18 protein-coding genes are annotated in these 20,343 nt (G+C 44.4%); all 18 read left to right on the top strand.

The features are described 5' to 3' along the window. Positions 1 to 20 precede the first annotated feature (20 nt). The 18 genes from ACWNM1_RS03430 to ACWNM1_RS03515 all read left to right on the top strand — a co-directional run bounded on the left by ACWNM1_RS03430 (position 21) and on the right by ACWNM1_RS03515 (position 20,324). Positions 21 to 2,222, top strand: a complete 2,202-nt coding sequence (locus ACWNM1_RS03430) for a PAS domain S-box protein (RefSeq protein ID WP_449599898.1) — start codon at positions 21 to 23, stop codon at positions 2,220 to 2,222. Further along, positions 2,222 to 2,845: a C39 family peptidase gene (locus ACWNM1_RS03435; protein ID WP_449599899.1), complete on the top strand. Its 624-nt coding sequence runs from the start codon at positions 2,222 to 2,224 to the stop codon at positions 2,843 to 2,845. Before ACWNM1_RS03430 ends, ACWNM1_RS03435 begins: the two co-directional genes overlap by 1 nt. Positions 2,846 to 2,966: 121 nt before the next feature. Continuing rightward, complete coding sequence (gene pulA / locus ACWNM1_RS03440; protein ID WP_449599900.1) at positions 2,967 to 4,922, top strand: type I pullulanase; 1,956 nt, start codon at positions 2,967 to 2,969, stop codon at positions 4,920 to 4,922. Between the two features lie 294 nt (positions 4,923 to 5,216). Continuing rightward, a complete protein-coding gene (locus ACWNM1_RS03445; protein ID WP_449599901.1) occupies positions 5,217 to 6,701 on the top strand; it encodes a glutamate synthase subunit beta in 1,485 nt (494 codons plus the stop codon). Between the two features lie 126 nt (positions 6,702 to 6,827). Beyond that, positions 6,828 to 7,376, top strand: coding sequence for a phosphodiesterase (gene yfcE / locus ACWNM1_RS03450; RefSeq protein WP_042184252.1), 549 nt, complete (start codon positions 6,828 to 6,830; stop codon positions 7,374 to 7,376). Between the two features lie 145 nt (positions 7,377 to 7,521). Continuing rightward, positions 7,522 to 8,550 (top strand): agmatine deiminase family protein, encoded by a 1,029-nt coding sequence (locus ACWNM1_RS03455; RefSeq protein WP_449599902.1) that lies wholly within the window; start codon positions 7,522 to 7,524, stop codon positions 8,548 to 8,550. A 53-nt stretch (positions 8,551 to 8,603) separates the two neighbouring features. Beyond that, entirely contained in the window at positions 8,604 to 9,479 is an 876-nt protein-coding gene (gene aguB / locus ACWNM1_RS03460) for an N-carbamoylputrescine amidase (RefSeq protein ID WP_042184256.1), read from the top strand. A 327-nt stretch (positions 9,480 to 9,806) separates the two neighbouring features. Further along, the gene (locus ACWNM1_RS03465) at positions 9,807 to 10,253 is read left to right on the top strand and encodes a tellurite resistance TerB family protein (protein WP_234532780.1); all 447 of its coding nucleotides are present in this window, start codon (positions 9,807 to 9,809) and stop codon (positions 10,251 to 10,253) included. 126 nt (positions 10,254 to 10,379) lie between these two features. Further along, the gene (locus ACWNM1_RS03470) at positions 10,380 to 10,976 is read left to right on the top strand and encodes a TerD family protein (RefSeq protein WP_042184259.1); all 597 of its coding nucleotides are present in this window, start codon (positions 10,380 to 10,382) and stop codon (positions 10,974 to 10,976) included. Between the two features lie 29 nt (positions 10,977 to 11,005). Further along, the gene (locus ACWNM1_RS03475; RefSeq protein WP_449599903.1) at positions 11,006 to 11,581 is read left to right on the top strand and encodes a TerD family protein; all 576 of its coding nucleotides are present in this window, start codon (positions 11,006 to 11,008) and stop codon (positions 11,579 to 11,581) included. 80 nt (positions 11,582 to 11,661) lie between these two features. After that, complete coding sequence (locus tag ACWNM1_RS03480) at positions 11,662 to 12,243, top strand: TerD family protein (RefSeq protein ID WP_449599904.1); 582 nt, start codon at positions 11,662 to 11,664, stop codon at positions 12,241 to 12,243. 231 nt (positions 12,244 to 12,474) lie between these two features. Beyond that, on the top strand, positions 12,475 to 13,770 hold the full coding sequence (locus ACWNM1_RS03485) for a TerD family protein (protein WP_449599905.1): 1,296 nt from the start codon (positions 12,475 to 12,477) through the stop codon (positions 13,768 to 13,770). Positions 13,771 to 13,796: 26 nt separating this feature from the next. Then, positions 13,797 to 14,537 (top strand): TerC family protein, encoded by a 741-nt coding sequence (locus tag ACWNM1_RS03490; RefSeq protein ID WP_042123539.1) that lies wholly within the window; start codon positions 13,797 to 13,799, stop codon positions 14,535 to 14,537. A 171-nt stretch (positions 14,538 to 14,708) separates the two neighbouring features. Continuing rightward, on the top strand, positions 14,709 to 15,920 hold the full coding sequence (locus tag ACWNM1_RS03495; RefSeq protein WP_449599906.1) for an HpcH/HpaI aldolase/citrate lyase family protein: 1,212 nt from the start codon (positions 14,709 to 14,711) through the stop codon (positions 15,918 to 15,920). Further along, on the top strand, positions 15,865 to 17,307 hold the full coding sequence (locus ACWNM1_RS03500; protein ID WP_449599907.1) for a phosphoribosyltransferase family protein: 1,443 nt from the start codon (positions 15,865 to 15,867) through the stop codon (positions 17,305 to 17,307). The genes ACWNM1_RS03495 and ACWNM1_RS03500 overlap by 56 nt, the downstream gene beginning before the upstream one ends. Next, the gene (locus ACWNM1_RS03505; RefSeq protein ID WP_449599908.1) at positions 17,291 to 18,442 is read left to right on the top strand and encodes a cysteine protease StiP family protein; all 1,152 of its coding nucleotides are present in this window, start codon (positions 17,291 to 17,293) and stop codon (positions 18,440 to 18,442) included. The genes ACWNM1_RS03500 and ACWNM1_RS03505 overlap by 17 nt, the downstream gene beginning before the upstream one ends. After that, positions 18,439 to 19,272: an HAD family hydrolase gene (locus ACWNM1_RS03510; RefSeq protein WP_340973822.1), complete on the top strand. Its 834-nt coding sequence runs from the start codon at positions 18,439 to 18,441 to the stop codon at positions 19,270 to 19,272. Before ACWNM1_RS03505 ends, ACWNM1_RS03510 begins: the two co-directional genes overlap by 4 nt. Beyond that, positions 19,269 to 20,324: an ATP-grasp domain-containing protein gene (locus ACWNM1_RS03515; protein ID WP_449599909.1), complete on the top strand. Its 1,056-nt coding sequence runs from the start codon at positions 19,269 to 19,271 to the stop codon at positions 20,322 to 20,324. Before ACWNM1_RS03510 ends, ACWNM1_RS03515 begins: the two co-directional genes overlap by 4 nt. Positions 20,325 to 20,343 lie beyond the last annotated feature (19 nt).

Here is a 20,343-nt window from a genome sequence, read left to right on the forward strand (position 1 = left end):
ACAAAGGAGGTCTGGCGTAGATGGATAACGCGGTAGAATATAGCACAATGTTGGAACATGCACTTATGAGGTCCCCAGAGGGAATAGCCGTATTGTCTTTAAACGATGGTAAGGGCAACTGGCTGAAGGTCAATCCGGCTTTTTGCAATTTACTTGGCTCTACGGAAGCTGAGTTTCTTGCTGGGGCTATTTTTGCAGAAATGAAAGATAGACAGTCGTCTTCGAAAGAGCTCTCCTATAGATTGGTGATGGACGAGCTTCGGAATTCCCCAACAGGAAGCTGGAAGAAGGAAGAATACTTTCACAAAGGGGATCACCCGGTATGGCTTTCCTTGACATTCTCAGGATTTGGAACAGCAGGACAAGCCCCTTCGTGTATTATTGTGTACGCCGAAGATATTACGGACCGTAAGATTACAGACCAACAAATGGAAGATCAACGAGATCTAGAGGAACAGATTTATCAAAGTGAACGTAATTATAGATTGATGTCCGAGAATTCGCTGGATTTAATCTCGCGTCATGCAGTTGAAGAGCGCAAACAGTTCGAATTTAAGCTTCAAGAGAATGAACAGCGCTATAAATCCTTATTTGAATATAATCCCTCTGCTGTGTACTCAATGAATTTACAAGGGGATTATTTAACAGCCAACGCGAATCTGGAGAAGCTGACCGGGTATCCGCTGGAAGAACTGATTGGAATGTACTTTGGTCCCGTTGTGCATGAGAAGGATATGGAGAAGACGCTGTATCATTTTAACTTAGCCGCTAAGGGATATCCCCAAAGCTATGATCTGACGCTTATTCATAAGGACGGACATTTTGTAGAGATTAATACTACTAATATTCCGATCATTGTAGACGATCAAGTGGTTGGTGTATATGGTATTTCCCGTGACATTACGGAACGTATAAGATATACAGAACAAATTGAGAAGCTGAGCAATGAGTACACCCTTATATTAAATGCGGTTTCGGAGGGTATTTTTGGACTCGATATGGAGGAGAAGGTGACCTTCATCAACCCTGCAGGTTTGCATATGCTCGGCTATGAACATGATGAGATCATGGGCCATTCCTATCTGGATCATATTCAGCAGACAGCGCTTGATGGGATCCATTACCGGCCAGAGGAGTCGCCACTTATCAAAGCCATTAGGTCAGGAGGATCTTATCAGAGCAAGGATGCAGTCTTATGGCGTAAAGATGGTACAAGCTTTCTTGCGGAGTACCAAGTAACCCCTCTTTTTGATAAAGGTGAACCTAAGGGTGTTGTAGTCGTGTTCAGGGATATTACAGATGAGAAGGAGATCATTCGGGCGAAGGAATCTGCAGAAAAAGCGGACCAGGCTAAATCAGAGTTTCTAGCCATTATGAGTCATGAAATACGCACGCCGATGAACGGCATTGTGGGGATGACTGATCTGCTTGCAGAGACAGAACTAGATGAAGAACAACGTGAGTACACAAATATTATTAAGGAGAGCAGTAGCTCTCTTCTATATATTCTGAATGAAATTCTAGATTACAGTAAAATTGAGGCCGGAAAAATGATGATCGTACATGAGCCCGTACATCTTCGAGAGGTACTGGACAGTGTAACGGATCTATTTATGGCTAAGGCTTTGGAAAAAAATCTTGAGCTGTCTTACAGCATGGCACCAGAAGTTCCTACGTTCATTATGGGAGATGCAGGACGATTACGTCAGGTATTGGTTAATCTGGTCAGCAATGCGATTAAATTTACTGACCGAGGTAATGTCTGTATTTATGTGGAGCAGAAATTGTCCGTGGTTTCAAAGAAATCGACTTTGAAGTTTAATGTCAGAGACACGGGGATAGGTATTCCTTTAGAAAAGCAGCATCAGTTGTTTCAATCATTCTACCAGCTGCACTCCTCGTTTAATCGTAAGTATGCTGGGACGGGTTTAGGACTAGCCATTTGCAAGAAGCTTGTCGAGTTGATGGGCGGAGCCATTGCGGTGGAGAGTAGCGAAGGAAACGGCTCTAATTTCTATTTCACGCTACAGATTAATCCTGAAAGTAAATATAAGGGCGATGAGGGAGATATTGCTCAGGCAGAGCAGAAGCCCGCACAGGAAATGGAATCAAGATTTAATTCAGAGGGATCTATGGATGTTGGTGAAAATGTGATTTTACTTCCGGAAGGCCCTGCCCTTTCAGCTTCTAGGCCGAACTCTTCAAAGGGAGAACCATCCTGATGAGGCATAGAAACTCCAGTCTCAGTAACAAACTATCGGTAGATCCATACACACAGTGGGAGGCTGGGGTTTCATCCCCGTCTTCTGCATGTGGACCAGCTACGCTGGCAGCTTTAACCGAGTATTGGAATACCCAGCTAGGAATGGACTTTATTCGTGGCAAAGGTCATTTTCACTCTAAAGCAGCTCATATTAATTACATATACAGTCATCACGGAGGTACCCCTTTGGGGATGAGTACACGTAGTTTTGTAAAGGGGATCACAGCTTATATCCACTCTTCAATCTCGCCAAAAGGGGGACATAAGCTTTCTGTCTCTACTTTTAACGATTTCGATGTGTATAAAGTGGAGATTGATGCAGGTCGGCCAGTAGCTGTTAAATTTGATAAATGGTTTAATTTTCGGTGGAGAGGGAATTTTGCTTACGATTACCATTGGGTATTAGGAATAGGATATGAAGTACCTGATAACGGGGATCGTCCAATCCTCATCGTTCAGGATAATGGTGTGAGGTATAAGGATGGAAGGATTGCTCTTTGTAAAGAACGCCGCATCCCATATTATGCAAATAAAGACATCATTACGATGGTGGGAATGAATATCATAGAAACGCCTAGTTAATCGTGATTTAGCTATGAAATTACCCTGGAAAAATGATCTGGTTATTTTGAGTCCAAACGTTTGCACAAATTCGAGGATCATACTATAATCCAGTTAATAACTGGAAAAGGGGATAGGTGCTTTGTCCGTACAAAAGGAAATGAAGGAACCGATTTATTATGGTGACCCTGCGACTACTAGAGGGATTTCCGTATTCGCTCAGGAGTTTGATCAGTTGTTTAGTTATGACGGGGATGATCTCGGACTTACATATTCATCGGCCTGTTCATCATTTTGCTTGTGGGCCCCTACGGCTCAGGAGGCAGAGCTAGTAATTTATGATTCATGGCAGGGAGCTGCGGGGTCTAAATATGGTATGATTCGCGATATTCGGGGAACGTGGAGAGCTACGGTTGACGGTGATTTAGATGGCAAGTTCTATACCTACCGAGTGCGTCTAGGTGAACAGTGGAATGAAGCAGCTGATCCTTACGCGCGTGCTGTCGGCGTGAATGGGGACAGAGGTGCTATTCTAGATTTGCGCAAGACGGACCCTGAGCGGTGGACGGAAGATAAGCCGTCGTTTGAGGATCCTGTAGACGCTATTATTTATGAGCTTCATTTGCGTGACTTATCCATTCATCCAGCAAGCGGTATGGCTCATAAGGGTCAATATCTCGCCTTGGCGGAAGAAGGTACCCGCGGACCAGAGGGTATTCTCACCGGACTCGATCATATCGCAGATCTCGGTGTAACCCACGTGCAGCTATTGCCTATTTATGATTATTCTACAGAGAGTGTAGATGAGACGAAGCTGGATGAGCCTCATTTCAACTGGGGTTATGATCCGAAGAACTACAATGCTCCTGAAGGCTCCTATGCTACGGATCCTTATGTGCCGGGACTACGTATTCAAGAACTAAAAACAATGATTCAAGCGCTTCATGATCGTGGACTCCGCGTCATTATGGATGTTGTTTACAACCATGTGTACGACGGATATCGCGTGAATTTCACTAAACTGGTTCCTGGCTATTATTTGCGTTATAAACAAGACGGAAGCCTGTCGAATGGCTCGGGCTGTGGGAATGACGTGGCTACAGAACGCTTGATGATGTCCCGCTTCATTGTGGAGTCCGTGGTCTATTGGGCTAAAGAATACCATATCGACGGCTTCCGCTTTGATTTGATGGGCTTGATGGATGTTGATACGATGCGGGAAACCCGGCGGCGTCTGGATGGAATAGATCCGTCTATCATGACGATCGGTGAAGGCTGGATGATGGGGACTGAGCTACCGATGGAACGGCTCGCTCATCAGAAGAATGCCTCCCTTATGCCAGGAATCGGACATTTTAATGATGATTTCAGGGATGCTATAAAAGGAAATATCTTTTTGTACGATCAGCCGGGCTTCATCAGTGGAATGATGGGTCTGGAGCCTGCGATCAAGGCGGGGATTGCGGGAGGAATCGACTTCAGTCCAGGAATTAAGCAATTTGCTGAGGAGCCTCAGCAAAACGTTAATTATGTGGAGTGTCATGATAATCATACCTTATGGGATAAAATCGTATTGTCCACCGAGGGTGAGACGGTTACTCAGCGCCGTTCCATGCACAGACTAGCTTCTGCGATAGTGTTCATGAGTCAGGGGATTCCTTTTATCCATGCAGGGCAGGAGTTTATGCGTACGAAGGACGGGGTGGAGAACAGCTATAAATCTTCGGTCGAGATCAATCGTATGGACTGGGAATTGTGCGCCGCGCATCAGGAAGATGTGGCGTATATGAAACAGTTAATCGAACTGCGTAAAGCTCACCCGGCCTTCCGTATGCGAACAGCAGCTGACATTCGGAACCATTTGGTTTTTGAAAAAGCACCGGCAAGTGCAGTAGCTTACACGCTACGTGGCCATGCTGGAGGAGATGCAGCGAAGCATATTTATGTTTTTTTTAATGCGAATGCTGAACAGATCACTGTGGTTCTGCCGCAGCTTGGAGCATGGAAGAGCATCTTCGGGGCTGATCTTACGCAGGAGCTGACTGGAAATAAGCTAACTGTAAATGGGATTGGGACAGTAGTCCTGACGGCGAAATAATTATTCTTTTACAAGATCATTATTGAAAAGCATGCGGAGTAACGTACTTTAATTAGGTACAGTACACTGTGTGCTTTTTTTATTTTTCCATTTTCTTAATTTGATTGTTTCATTTTACATAAAAAGGTGACATTACTCATTTTCGATGATGATATTGGATGTTAATATGAAGGCATTTACTTTGTCGCTTTAGAGTGGCATAGGCTTGGCAGCAGACAAACATAGCGCGTACTTTTCTTTTTTAACGGTTTAGGAAGTATATATCTGTGGGGATATTTAGAGAGGATGAGAGAGATGGGGAAAGCAACCGGTTTTTTGGAATTTGAACGGCAGTCGCCTTCGGAGTGTGAGGCGCTGGAGCGGATTAAGAATTGGGATGAATTCACGATTCCTATGGATGAAGAGAATCTGCGCGAGCAAGGCGCACGTTGTATGGACTGTGGTACGCCATTTTGTCATGTAGGACGTCTGTTGTCTGGTATGGCTTCCGGCTGCCCTCTGCACAACTTGATTCCTGAATGGAATGATATGGTTTATCGTGGAAACTGGGAGGTTGCACTGAAACGTCTGCATAAGACCAATAACTTCCCTGAATTTACTGGACGTGTGTGTCCGGCACCTTGTGAAGGTTCTTGTACAGTAGGGATGAACGGCAAGCCCGTAACGATAAAGTCGATTGAAAAGTCGATTGTAGATAGAGGTTTTGAAGAAGGTTGGATTGTTCCTGAGCCACCGCTTACTCGCACAGGTAAAAAGGTAGCTGTAGTGGGCTCGGGTCCAGCAGGTCTTGCCTGTGCAGCTCAGCTTAACAAGGCGGGGCATACGGTGACCGTGTATGAACGGGCAGATCGGATTGGTGGTTTGTTGATGTATGGTATTCCGAACATGAAGCTGGATAAGAAGACGGTTCAGCGCCGAGTAGACCTGCTAGCGGCTGAAGGCATTACATTCGTAACTCGTACAGAGATTGGGAGAGATATCTCGGCGTCCCAACTCAAGGAGGAGCACGATGCTGTTGTCTTGTGTGGCGGATCTACGCAGGCGCGAGAGCTTCCTATAGAGGGTCGTGAGCTGCGGGGCATTCATCAGGCGATGGAGTTTCTGACACTGAATACTAAGAGCTTACTGGATTCAGAGCTTGCTGATGGTGAATACTTGTCTGCGGCAGATAAGGATGTAGTTGTAATCGGTGGCGGGGATACTGGCACAGACTGTGTAGCTACGTCGATCCGCCACGGCTGTCGTAGTGTGATCCAGCTTGAGATTATGCCACAGGCTCCACTGACCCGTCAGCCTAGCAATCCGTGGCCAGAATGGCCAAAGGTTCTTAAGGTGGACTATGGCCAAAAAGAAGCGGCTTCACTGTATAAGGAAGATCCACGTCGTTATCTCGTTTCGACGAAACGTTTTGTTGGTGACGATGGTGGACATGTGCAGGAGCTGCATACCGTACGCATTGAGTGGGCTCGCAATGAACAGGGACGGATAGTTCCGGTTGAAGTACCAGGCAGTGAAGAAGTTCTAAAGGCACAGCTGGTACTACTCGCATTAGGATTCACAGGGCCCGAAGAGATTGTACTAGGTGAGCTTGGGGTGGCACGTGATGAGCGCGGAAATGCCAAGGCGGAGTTCGGAGCACAAGCGACCAATGTAGAGGCGGTATTCACAGCAGGTGATATGCGCCGCGGACAAAGCCTTGTAGTTTGGGCCATTGATGAGGGGCGTCAGACAGCCCGCGAAGTGGACCGATTCTTGATGGGATCATCGAATTTGCCGTAAGAATAGAGGCATATAGGGCAGGGCGTTCCTTTTGGAGGAACGTCCGCTTTTGCGTTGTCTGCCTATTCAAGGTTAAAATTGAAACCTAAGCACAAGATCTATTTAAGTCGAAAAGGAGAATACATGATGAAGCTAATGTTTATTTCCGATATTCACGGTTCTTTATTCTGGTTAGAACGGGCTTTGGAAAAGGTAGAGGAAGAACAGCCAGACAGTCTTGTAATCGTAGGAGACTTTTTATATCACGGTCCCAGAAATCCACTGCCGAAGGGTTATGACCCGCAGGGAGTTGCTAATAAACTGAATGAATATAACAAAAAGAAGCCTATAACGGCAGTGCGTGGTAACTGCGATGCTGAGGTAGACCAGATGCTGCTGCAGTTCCCGATGATGGGCGATTATGTGATGCTCCTGCATGAAGGCAGACGAATCTATGTTACACACGGTCATGGCTTTAGTATTGAGAATTTACCGGCACTATCTGAGAAGGATATCTTTATTCAGGGGCATACCCATCTTCCGGTTGCGGATGTAAAAGAGGGCGTATACGTGCTGAATCCCGGTTCGATATCGCTGCCTAAAGAGAATAATCCGAATTCCTATGGTATCCTTGAGGGTGGAGAATTCATCGTTAAGGATTTTGAAGGCGATGTGGTAAAAAGGATTACACTATAAGCTCAGTCAGATCACATGTGACCCGAATTTCTTCCAACATTATTAGTGCTCTAGGGAATTGAGCACTAGAACATATTATTGTATGATGAGGTAGGAGTTTTAGGGCAGGGCTGGCTCCAAATATAATAGTAAAGGTAGTTAACACATGAATCCTAAAGATTTGAACTATACAATGCCACCGGAATGGGGCAAGCATGAACGTACTTTTATCTCCTGGCCGGTGCAGGAATCTATGTGTTTCCCGGACAATCACGAGTCGGTATGCCAAGGTTATGCTGACATTATTACAGCTATTGCCGAGTTTGAACCGATTACGGTCATCGTTAACCCGGAGGACGTGGAAAAGGTAGAACGTCTGGTCAGCGGACCGAATGTAACGCTGCTGCCTATAATGCATAGCGATGCTTGGCTGCGTGATAACGGGCCTACCTTTGTTGTTAATAGAGACGGCGTTCTAGCAGGCGTGAACTGGAAGTTTAATGCCTGGGGCGGTAAATATTCACCTTGGGATCTGGATGATGAGGTAGCTCCACAGATTCTCGAACACTCACAAGTGACACGCTTTGATGCGCCGCTTGTGATGGAAGGCGGCTCGATCCATACGGATGGAGAAGGCACCTTGATTACTACTGAAGAATGTCTGCTCAATACGAACCGCAACCCGAATTTGAAGCGCGAGAATATTGAAGAGTACGTGCGCAATTATACAGGTACAGAAACTATTATCTGGCTTAAGCGTGGTCTAAGTGGTGATGAAACCGATGGTCATGTGGATAATATCGCTTGCTTCGCTGCTCCAGGTAAAGTCATCATTCAGGTCTGTGAGGATCCGCAGGACGAGAATTTTGAGATTACACAGGAGAATCTTCGTATTTTGGAGAATGCCATAGATGCCAAAGGGCGTAAGCTGGAGATCATCAAGATTCAGCAACCACCACGGGTGGATCATGACGGCAGCCGTCTGACGCTCAGTTATTTGAACTTCTATTTCGTAAATGGTGGAATTATATTGCCTGTGTTTGGCGGTACGGCGGTGGAAACAGATAAACTTGCCGAGGAAGTACTGGCTGGTTTGTTCCCGGAACGTAAGATTCGTACAGTTAACGGTATGGCGGTCATCACCGAGGGCGGGAACGTTCACTGCACTACGCAACAAATGCCTGCTCTGCAATAATTGAAGGAAACTAAACGTCCAAAGGGACATTTATATATAAGGAGGACAGATTCTTGAGAAATGTAAAAGTAGCTGCGACGCAAATGAGCTGTTCCAGCAATATTGATGAGAATATCAGCAAAGCCGAAACATTGGTCAGAGAAGCGGCGGCACAGGGAGCGCAAATTATTTTGCTGCAGGAGCTGTTCGAGACTCCGTATTTCTGCCAGAAAGAGAAAGCTGATTATTACGCATATGCAACAGAGCTTGAGCATAACAAAGCGATTAATCATTTCACAGCAATAGCCAAGGAACTGCAAGTGGTGCTGCCAATCAGTTTTTATGAGAAAAAGAACTACGCACGTTACAATTCACTAGCTGTAATCGACGCCGATGGAACGATACTGGGCAAATACCGCAAGAGCCATATTCCAGATGGCCCAGGGTATGAAGAGAAATTCTACTTCAATCCGGGAGATACTGGCTTTAAAGTATGGAACACCCGCTATGCCAAGATTGGTGTAGGGATTTGCTGGGATCAGTGGTACCCGGAAGCGGCTAGAGTGATGAGCCTGATGGGAGCGGAAATTCTGTTCTATCCAACCGCTATCGGATCAGAACCGCAGGATGGATCGATCGACTCTAAGGATCATTGGCAGACTTGTATGCTTGGGCATGCAGCGGCTAACCTTATTCCAGTCGTTGCCTCCAACCGTATCGGTGAAGAAATTGATGAAGATTCTAGCATTAATTTCTACGGCTCTTCGTTCATTGCGGGACCGCAAGGCAATAAAATTGTTGAAGCAGGCCGGGACGAGCAAGCTGTAATAGTGAGCGAATTTGATCTGGATGCTTTGGAAGTCGGACGGATTGAGTGGGGCGTCTTCCGTGATCGCCGGCCGGAACTGTACAAAATGATTGGTTCTTATGATGGGGACATCATTCTTTAAAAGACTTCACAGTTAAATGTGCTAAAGGCATTGCTAGAGAGGATAGAATCTCTGGCAATGCTTTTTTTGGTGTTTCAACGAGAAATAAGGGGATTCTTTGAACAGAGGAGCAATTGTTCGGAAATCCTGTGCAAGATCGGACACAATCTTTTCTATCAAAAGTGCTGTAAAAGTCTGGAAAAGTAGAATATTGATATTTTATCAGGTATATTAGAAGAGTAAACCGTGATTCAGGGATCTACTATGAAAATTCTGTCGGATACGTGGAGAGGAGGCTCTGGGATATCTTTTGTTATCATAATCTTGCGGTGATAGAAGGAGAATACGATGAGCACATTTAAAAGCTGGTTGAACACCACCAAAAACGGACTAACAGATCAAGTGAAGAAATTCAAAAATAAAGATTTCATGAATGCGGTAGTTGCGGGCTGCGCCTTAGTTGCTGCTGCCGACGGTAAGATAGAAGAAGCTGAAAAGAATAAAATGGCCGGCTATATGAATATGAGCAATGAGCTAAAGGTGTTTGACATGAGAGACGTCATTACCCAGTTCAATTTTTATGTAAGTAACTTTGAATTCTCGCCAGAAATCGGTAAACAGGAAGCACTGAAAGCCATCGGTAAGTTTACTGGCAAACCGGATGTGGGACGCGTAATTGTGGGTGTATGCTCAGCTATTGGATCAGCTGATGGTGATTTTGATGACAATGAAAAAGCGGTTGTGCGGCATATTTGCGGTGTCTTGGGATTAAACCCTGGTGAATTCAGTTTATAAACGATGTAATACCATATACATGAGTTCGGATGAAACGTATTTAGTTCTTTAGCGTATCACTCATATAACATCCAAAAGCTAGACTAATAGATGGTGATTCTTTTTAGAGAATGGAGGTACGTAAAGTTGGCTGGAATTAATCTGGTAAAAGGTCAGAAGATTGATCTCACAAAAGGTAATGCAGGCTTATCTAACGTAATTGTAGGTTTAGGTTGGGATCCGGCTGAGCCAGCTCGAGGATTCTTCGGTGTGAAGAAACAGGCCAACGTGGACTGTGACGCTTCAGCACTGATGCTGAACGAGAATGGTAAGCTAGTTAAGAAGGGTAACCTGGTGTGCTTCCATAACAAGCAAAGTCCTTGTAACTCTGTCATTCACTCCGGAGACAATCTCACGGGTGATGGTGACGGAGACGATGAGCAAATCATGGTTAACCTGAATGCCATTCCTTCCGATGTACACAAGGTTCTGGTAGTTGTGAATATTTATGATGCCACGAACCGTAAACAGGATTTCGGATTGATTAAGTCAGCTTATATCCGTGTGATAAACGCTGTAGGCAACAATGAGCTAATCCGTTTCAACCTATCTGATAATTACAATGGCTATACGGCGCTTATTTGTGGGGAACTTTACCGTCAAGGTGGAGAGTGGAAGTTCGCCGCAATTGGTGAGGGTAGTCACGCGGCACATATCAATCAACTGGCAGAACGCTACGTATAATCCAAATAAAAGAAAAGAGGAATGTTATCATGGCAATTAATCTATCTAAAGGTCAAAAGATCGATTTAACAAAAACAAATCCAGGCCTGTCCAAAATCACAGTAGGTCTTGGTTGGGACACTAATAAATATGACGGCGGTAAAGATTTCGATTTGGACGTTTCCGTATTCTTGACTAATGCGAACAGCAAAGTTGAAAAAGAAACGAACTTTATTTACTTCAATAATAAACAAAACGAGAACGGTTCTGTTGTTCATACAGGTGATAACCGTACGGGAGACGGCGATGGCGATGATGAGCAGGTTCAAGTGGACCTTCTGAGTATCCCAGCGGATGTAGAAAAGATAGCATTCACTATTACTATTTATGAAGCTGAAGCTAGAAGCCAAAACTTCGGACAAGTTTCTCGTTCTTACGTACGTATCGTAAATGATTTGAACAATGAAGAACTAATTCGTTTCGATTTGGGTGAAGACTTCTCTATTGAAACTGGCGTTGTTGTCGGTGAGCTATACCGTCACGGTGCAGAGTGGAAGTTCAATGCAATCGGTAGTGGCTACAAAGACGGCTTGAGCGGTTTGACTCGCGATTACGGCTTACAATAAATCCTGCAGTATAAATCTTGTAGTATTGATCTTGTGATTACACAGTGAACTGAATCTACTCATGAAAGAAGGTTATGTCAGTGACGATCAGTCTTTCCAAAGGACAGCGGATTGATCTTACCAAGACTAATCCAGGTCTGACAAAGGTAGTAGTTGGATTGGGCTGGGACACTAATAAGTATAGCGGAGGTCAAGATTTTGACCTCGATGCTTCAGCGTTTCTGCTTCATGAAGACGGCAAAGCTAAAGGTGCAGATGATTTTGTATTCTATAACAACCCAAATGGTGGCGCAGGCTCTGTAGTCTACACGGGAGATAACCGTACAGGAGAAGGCGACGGAGATGATGAGCAAATTATCGTTGATTTCAGCAAAGTCCCTACCCATATTCAGCGTATTGGTATCACCGTAACGATTTATGATTACGAAACTCGTGCACAGAACTTTGGACAAGTCTCCAATGCTTTCGTACGTGTTGTTGATGCTTCCACAGATCGCGAAGTACTTCGTTTCGACCTGGGTGAAGATTTCTCAACAGAGACGGCAGTTGTATTCTGCGAATTCTACCGCAATGGTACGGATTGGAAATTCCAGGCAATCGGTAGTGGTTTTGGCGGCGGTCTTAGCGCATTGTGTAAAAATTATGGGCTGGACGCGCAATAGCATCTTCCGGGCGGGGTCATCACCGATCCTGCCCTTTTTTTAATTCTTTATGGATTGCCTCACAAAGGAAATGGAATGGGTCTCGAAGTATAAACTCCACTTTGTGGGGTTATTTAAAAATATAAGTTTCACACGATACATGATGTCTTATATTTCTCGCTTAAACGCTTGCCGTCCTTATAAGGACGCCGTAGGCGTTATGATTGCTCCATTTATAAAGGTGGTGTAAGAATGAGTATTACAGTTGTCAAAGGACAAAAGGTTGATTTAACTAAAGGGAATCCAGGACTTGGTTCTCTTATCGTAGAGATTGGCTGGCAATCGCCATCTTCACTTGAGATTGATACTTCTGCTTTTCTGCTTGGAGCGCAAGGTAGAGTAAGCAAAGATGAGGATTTGATATTTTATAATAATCCGTCTACACCTTATATCAGATATAAGGAAATGCCTACATCAAACAGCCTCAAGCAATTTGACGTGGAACTAAACAAAGTTCCTTCTGATGTGATGAAACTCGCGTTTACACTTACCATTTATGATGGCGAGAAGCGGGGTCAAAGCTTTAGGCAGGTAAATCAGGCCTATTTTCGGATTCTGAATCAAGTAACAGGTGCGGAGTTTCTCCGATGTGATCTTGAAAATCATTTCTCCGTGGAAACGGCTATTGTGGTAGGAGAATTATATAGATATAACGGTGAATGGAAATTCAGCGCCATTGCTGCTGGCTTTGCTGGTGGTCTACAGGAACTGTGTAGGAACTTTGGGATAGAAGCGAACGATGAACCGGCACCGACACCAGTGCCTAAGCCTGCTGCTCCGCCGCAGCCAGAGCTTAAACGTCAATCAGTGCCGGTAACGGAGCCTAAGATTCAGATTCCACCTCCTCCTGCAGCTGCGCCTTCACCTGTAACACCCCCTCCGGTTAATCTCAACCTGAAGAAGATCGAACTGAAGAAAAAAGGTGATTCGATCAACCTGAAGAAATCAACTGGTGGTTTGGGCGAATTGCTAATTAACCTCAACTGGAATCAGAAACAGGGTGGAGGGCTTTTTAATCGTAAAAATGGTGTGGACTTAGATCTTGCTTGTCTTTATGAATTGAAGAATGGCAGTAAGGGAGTAGTTCAAGCGCTGGGCAATGCTTTTGGCTCGTTGAATCAACCTCCTTATGTCATGCTTGATGGAGATGACCGGACAGGCTCTGTAACAACCGGTGAGAATCTGCGGATTAATGGCAGTAAAATTGCTGATATTGAACGGATTCTAATTTTTTCTTTTATTTATAAAGGTGTTACCAATTGGTCAGAAGCTGATGGTGTTGTCACGATTACCCAGAGTGGTGGCCCCGATATTATTGTCAATTTGGACGAGCATAACAACCGCAAAGGGATGTGTGCAATCGCGTTATTTCGGAATGTGAATAACGAGACATTCAGTGTTGAACGGCTGGTCCAATATTACAGTGGTCATCGGGAGATTGATGAGGCATATGGGTGGGGACTGCGCTGGGTTGCTGGCAGTAAATAGACGATTTTTTCGGAGGCGCAAGTGTAATGGATTGGTTCGCTGATTTTTTTAGGAATATTAGTGAGAACTACGGTCATTTTTTCTCATGGAGCGATGTGGTAGGTACGCTCTCAGACCCAGTTAGCTGGGGCATTATTGGTAGCTTAGTTCTGCTAGAGGGACTGCTCTCTGCAGATAATGCGCTTGTTCTCGCCGTCATGGTTAAGCATTTACCTAAAGAACAACAGAAGAAGGCGCTCTTTTACGGTATTATAGGAGCTTATGTATTCAGATTTTTGGCTATCGGTCTAGGGACATTTCTTATTAAATTCATGTTGGTTAAGGTTCTTGGTGCAGCCTATCTCTTTTATATCGCTTATGGCGGGTTATTTAAGGGCGGTGGCGATGAGAAGATCGAGAATAAGGGGTTTTCTTTTTGGAAGACGGTTCTCCTTGTTGAATTAATGGATATTGCTTTTAGTATTGATAGTGTTATTGCTGCATTTGGTGTTAGTAACCAGGTTTGGGTGCTCTTTATGGGCGGAATCATAGGCGTTCTGATGATGCGGGGAGTAGCGCAATTATTCTTGAAGCTTATTGATAAAATTCCGGAACTCGAGCGTGCCGCTTTTGCGCTTATTGCCATTATTGCTGGTAAAATGCTCGCGGGCGCCTTTGGGTACGAAATGCCACATGTATTATTCTTTTCAATCATTATTCTTGTATTCGGTGGTACGATCCTTTACAGCGTACTGCGTAAGAAAAAAGAAGCCCATAGAAATGCTTGATATCAAAGCTAGTTGAACACTGCTGCTTTCAGGTAATCGTATATGTTTATAGCGTAGGCCTTCACTTATATATGAGAGAACCAGATAGGGTATAGCTGGTTCTGCCACTCTCTATAGGAGAGGCCTACGCTTGTTTTGCTTGGCTTCGCAAAACTATAAGGGGGAACCATCTTGAGATACTTCGATTACCTGACGAAAGATCAAGAAATAGGCTTATTTTATAATCCGCCGATTTCATTTAACCATAATACTACGAGCAAGGATTTGCTGGCTCATGCTGTTGGAGCTGCCCTTTATATGCCAGCAACTCGTGCTAGTGTTCCCGAAGACATTTTGAAGCTTAAAAGTGCAGGGCTTGTAACCGTTATTATTGATTTGGAGGATGCGATCGGAGATAACGAGGTTGACCATGCAGAGGAGTCTCTCATTCAGCATCTTATTTTTCTCTCCGCATATGAGGAGAACGAGCCAAGCGGGAGTGATAGTCTTCCACTTCTCTTCATTCGAGTTCGTAACCCGGAGCAGCTACAGCAGCTGATTTTCCGGTTAGGATCTTTGGTTACGATGCTAACGGGGTTTGTCTTTCCTAAGTTTTCGGTCGACAACGGAATCCAATATTTCGAGGCGATAGCCGATTACAATAGAACTCGTAGTTACTCAGATCCAGTGCTTTATGGTATGCCAATTCTGGAAAGTGCGCCTATTATTTACCGGGAGAGCCGGGTAGATAGTCTTTTATCTATTCGTAATTTGCTAGGCAACTACCGCGAATATGTGTTGAACGTTAGAATTGGAGCAACAGACTTCTCAAGTTTATTCGGACTGCGCCGTAGTCCTGATATTAGTATTTATGATCTTACCCCTATTAGAGACTGCATATCGGATATTATTAATATTTTTGGTAGAGTGGAAGAAGGATATGTAATTTCTGGACCAGTCTGGGAATATTTTGCGAACAAAGGGCATCGGGTGCTCAGACCACAGCTACGGCAGACTCCATTTGAGGACACCTATGGTAAAAACGGCCGCGACATGCGAAATAGTTACATTTCTAGCAGCATGGATGGGCTTATTCGTGAAGTGATTTTAGATAAAGAAAATGGGATCTTGGGCAAGACGATTATACATCCCTCACACCTCAGACCTGTTCAGGCCATGTACACGGTAATGCACGAGGAATATGTTGACGCCTGCAGTATCGTAGAGAGTAACGATGGTAGCCTAGGAGTCTTCAAGAGTCAATATTCTAATAAGATGAACGAGATTAAGCCGCATTTGAACTGGGCAAAACGGATTTTACTACGATCACAAATATACGGGGTGTTACATGAACAACAGCATTTTGTCGGATTATTACCCGAAAACGAATTTACACACGTATAACATAGTCGAGAACCTGCAGGTTACGGTTACCGAAACATCTAATCCCTTTCATTTGCCTGTGGATACTTTATTCTCCATGGCAGCCCGGATTAATAAGAAACGCTCCTTTTTGTTCGTCAGCAAGGTACTTGGCAAACATATCCCTGTTAATCCGTATACCTCTCTGCTAAGTGGTGCTGCATTAGCGCTGCTGTTATATCAGGAGATGAACGGTAATTCTGCGGATAATGATAGGATGGAAGATTTATTAGATAAAGCTGTACATGGACTGATGCACCCTGAGTCTGCCAAGGAAGCCTATGAGCATTTATTAGCCGCACGATTAGTTCTTCCTAGGCCTGTTGTCTTTATTGGTTTTGCTGAGACTGCAACTGCGCTGGGTCACAGTGTGTACAACATGTTTGCCGATGCAGCATCATATATTCATACTACCCGTGAACATATCATCGATTTGGAGTCCATTGTTAGCTTTGAAGAAGAGCATTCACATGCGGTTGACCATCTATGTTACGCCTTGAATACTAAGCTATTATCAGGGACTGAGCCGATTATTTTGGTGGATGATGAGATTACAACAGGGAATACAGCAATTAATACGATCCGTGATATTCAGTCCAAATTCCCTCGGGAGGAATACGTAGTCGTTTCTATTTTGGATTGGAGGAGCGGTAATAATCTTCATACCTATAGCGAATTAGAACAGGAACTGGGGATTCGGATTAAGTCCTTGTGTTTGCTTCAAGGAAGTATTGAAGTAAAAGGCACGCCTTTGCTAAATGCTAGGAATGACAAAGATTTGTTATCGTCTTCAGTGGAATCCGAAGTAGTGACCACTTATGTGGTGGACGGTTTAGAACGTCTGCAGGCAACATCCATAGATTCATATGGTGACACCAACTCAACTCCATATGTGAAATACAGTGGACGTTTCGGACTGGAGTCGCTGAATAATGATGAAATTGATGTAGGAGTAACCCGGATATCCGCTCAGCTAAGAGAACTACGAGGGGGAGATTCTAAGACTCTAGTGATGGGTGTAGGGGAATTTATGTACCTTCCTATGCGGATAGCAGCTGAGATGGGGGAAGGCATTTCATATCAGTCCTCTACTCGCAGTCCAATCCACCCTGAACGTCGACCAGATTACGGAGTGCATAGTGCTGCCGCATATCCTTCTGCTAGCGATCCGCAAATTACAAACTTTATTTATAATGTGGATTCTGATCAGTATGATGAAATATTCGTGCTGATTGAGCGTGATGTACCGCATGAACGAATGAAACCCATGCTTGATATACTGAAGACACTTGCCCGCCATAAAGTTCATCTTATTGTACTGACTCCTGAAGGAAGAAGTGGAGGCCTCCAGTATGAAGGGAACAAGTAATCATAAAGTCATGGACAAAAAAATAGCAGAACCGGTTCCGCTAGGTAGCTATCCACCGTCAGATGTTACGTTTCTGCTCAAGGATCTTAGTGACGTTTCGCTGGAGCTGGCGACAGAGGAAAGGGAGGAAGCTATTCAATCGGGTGTCCATTATTCTGAGATGTTGCCCGTTGAATATCAGCCTACCGAGCAGTATATCGACTTGTTTCATGAGACGTTGCAGCAATCAGCTAAGAAGGTTGCTTTAGCTGTTGCCATTGTTTCTGAGATGATTGTCTTAAGAAGAGGACTAAGTACGGTGCTTGTCTCTTTAGCTAGAGCAGGAACACCCATTGGTATACTGATTAAGCGTTATATAGCTGAGAGATACAAGGTAGACTTGCCGCATTATAGTATTTCTATTATTCGAGGAAAAGGTATAGATGAGAATGCGATACTCTACATTCTGCAGAAGCATGGACTTGATGCTGATTTGCAGTTTGTGGATGGGTGGACAGGAAAAGGGGCAATCCGTGGGGTGCTGATTGATTCTTGCAACACCCTCTATGAGAAGTATGGTATTCGCTTAAATGATGATCTTGCCGTATTGGCTGACCCGGGAAACTGCGCCGGCATGTTTGGGACTAGAGAAGACTATCTCATTCCTAGCGCCTGCTTAAACTCCACCGTTTCAGGGCTGATGAGCCGAACGGTGTTACACGCTGATCTCATTGGTCCTGAGGAATTTCATGGTTCAAAGTTTTATAAGGAGTGGCTGGATGCGGACGAGTCCAATGTATTTATTGATACGATTTGCCCGTATTTTCCTTCCGTGGTAGCAGAAGCAAAGAATATTGCTGAACAGATGCTGGAGCATCCGCCAGAAATTACTTGGCAGGGTCTTCGTGATATTCAGAGTATTCAGGAGACTTTCGGTATAGATAACATTAATCTGATAAAGCCGGGAGTCGGCGAAACAACCCGCGTATTACTGCGCAGAGTACCTTGGAAAATTCTTGTCGATACTATGGATAATCCGAATCTAAAGCATATTCTTCTCTTAGCGAAGGACCGGGGCGTTCCTGTTGAGATCTTTCCTGGGATGACGTACTCCTGCTGCGGAATAATTAAACCGCTGAAGGGGGAGACAGAATGATATATGCTAGTGATCTAGATCGTACTTTGATCTATTCTTTAGGTGCAATAGGTGTGCCGGAGAATACCCCAGGTCTAATTCCGGCGGAAGTTATCGAGGGAAAGACGAGATCCTACATTTCGCAGCAAGCATTAAATCAGCTGATGGATCTGAACACACGGATTATTTTCATCCCGGTTACTACGCGTACGATACAACAATATAAGCGTATTAATCTGTTTCAAGAAACGGTCATACCTGACTATGCGGTTACGAGCAATGGGGGGAATATCCTAATCGGTGGAGTTGTCGATAAGGAATGGAGAGAATCAATCGGTAGATTGGTAGCTCGTCACTCTGCTGGGGCTGAAGAGGTTAGATCATATATCAAGGCGGTAGTACGTGAGGATTGGATCATTAGTGAGAATTATTGTGATGATCTATTCTATTCCTTCATGGTTTATCGGGATCAGTTGCCTTTAGATGAAATCACTAATCTATCAGATCGGCTCTATAATCTCGGCTGGAGAGTTTCTTTACAAGGCCGCAAGCTGTACGCTGTGCCGGCTGCCGTGAACAAAAGCGATGCTATACTTCATTTGCGGCGCACCGTTCGCTCTGAACCTATGGTGGCCTCCGGGGACTCACTGCTAGATAAGAGTCTGCTTGAGAGTGCCGACTATGCTATTGCCCCTTGCCATGGTGAAATATTTGCAGAGCAACAGAGTGGTCTTGTAAAATCAAGATATCCATTTACGAAAGAATCAGGTGTATTTGCTGGAGATGAGATTTTGCAGTATGTAAATATGATCTATAATAATCTAACTGCATTGGGAGTGGGGCCACTATGAAAAAGGTAAATATTTATTTCAATCGTTGGTTTTCCGTGGCTTACCATTATATGAATCTCCTCCGCAACAACGAGGATGGAATACCGGTTCAAATCTTTGCAACACATCCTGATATCCGCCATATGTCTCTACAAGGTGCTGACTTTGCTGAAACCGAGCCGGCGCTGAAGGGAATAGAATATGTTCAGTTTTGCGTTGATTTCTGTCGGCGTAATGAGATCGATGTTTTTATTCCACGGTTGCATATGCTTGATATTGCTCTCCATGCGGCAATGTTTGATGCGATTGGTACAAAGGTTCTGGTCTGTAGAGATCTTGATTTGCTGGAGTCCATTATGGACAAAGGTAAATTTTACGAGAATGTTAGTGAGCAGGGCATTATGAGTATCCCGGATTATCATGTAGTTAGTACAGCGGAGCAGTTTAAAGAGGCTTACGAGGACCTTGTTGCCAAGGGACATCGTGTTTGCTTTAAGCCTACTGAAACAGAAGGCGGGTTAGGCTTCCGTATTATCGACAATACCCGCGATCCTCTTCAAGAGCTTTTTGGGTATGTAACTCCATTGATTACGTTTGATGATGCCTATCGTATTCTTGCAAGTAAAACGACTTTCCCTGATTTGATGGTGATGGAATTACTGGAGGGTTACGAGTATAGTATAGATTGTCTGGCAGATGAGAACGGTAAGCTGTTAGTAGCTGTGCCACGTCGAAAAGTGGGCGGTCGTCTGCGATTGATGGAGCATATTCCTGAACTGGAGGAGATTGCAGCTAGAGTTGCAGAAGTTTACAAGATCCCCTTCAATTTCAATATTCAAATGAAATACAATGGAGATACTCCAAAGCTGTTGGAAATTAACCCTCGAATGTCCGGTGGACTGCATATGTCATGTCTGTCAGGGATTAACTTTCCTTATTTAGCCGTCAAAAGCGCACTCGGTGGCGAGGTTCAGCCTATGAATTTTGAAGGTGATGTATTGGCTAGCCATCTGGAGCAACCGATGATTATGAAAATAAACGGCCAATCTGTCATTCCGGATGCCGTGAATTGAGCGTTCATAAAGTCGCTCA

The sequence above is a fragment of the Paenibacillus sp. Marseille-Q9583 genome, from assembly GCF_976954365.1.

Excerpts from the sequence above, each read along its gene's own strand:
- ACWNM1_RS03430 (WP_449599898.1), top strand. The coding sequence starts at position 21 with ATGGATAACGCGGTAGAATATAGCACAATGTTGGAACATGCACTTATG.
- ACWNM1_RS03435 (WP_449599899.1), top strand. The coding sequence starts at position 2,222 with ATGAGGCATAGAAACTCCAGTCTCAGTAACAAACTATCGGTAGATCCA.
- ACWNM1_RS03445 (WP_449599901.1), top strand. The coding sequence starts at position 5,217 with ATGGGGAAAGCAACCGGTTTTTTGGAATTTGAACGGCAGTCGCCTTCG.
- yfcE (WP_042184252.1), top strand. The coding sequence starts at position 6,828 with ATGAAGCTAATGTTTATTTCCGATATTCACGGTTCTTTATTCTGGTTA.
- ACWNM1_RS03455 (WP_449599902.1), top strand. The coding sequence starts at position 7,522 with ATGAATCCTAAAGATTTGAACTATACAATGCCACCGGAATGGGGCAAG.
- ACWNM1_RS03465 (WP_234532780.1), top strand. The coding sequence starts at position 9,807 with ATGAGCACATTTAAAAGCTGGTTGAACACCACCAAAAACGGACTAACA.
- ACWNM1_RS03475 (WP_449599903.1), top strand. The coding sequence starts at position 11,006 with ATGGCAATTAATCTATCTAAAGGTCAAAAGATCGATTTAACAAAAACA.
- ACWNM1_RS03485 (WP_449599905.1), top strand. The coding sequence starts at position 12,475 with ATGAGTATTACAGTTGTCAAAGGACAAAAGGTTGATTTAACTAAAGGG.
- ACWNM1_RS03490 (WP_042123539.1), top strand. The coding sequence starts at position 13,797 with ATGGATTGGTTCGCTGATTTTTTTAGGAATATTAGTGAGAACTACGGT.
- ACWNM1_RS03500 (WP_449599907.1), top strand. The coding sequence starts at position 15,865 with ATGAACAACAGCATTTTGTCGGATTATTACCCGAAAACGAATTTACAC.
- ACWNM1_RS03505 (WP_449599908.1), top strand. The coding sequence starts at position 17,291 with ATGAAGGGAACAAGTAATCATAAAGTCATGGACAAAAAAATAGCAGAA.
- ACWNM1_RS03510 (WP_340973822.1), top strand. The coding sequence starts at position 18,439 with ATGATATATGCTAGTGATCTAGATCGTACTTTGATCTATTCTTTAGGT.
- ACWNM1_RS03515 (WP_449599909.1), top strand. The coding sequence starts at position 19,269 with ATGAAAAAGGTAAATATTTATTTCAATCGTTGGTTTTCCGTGGCTTAC.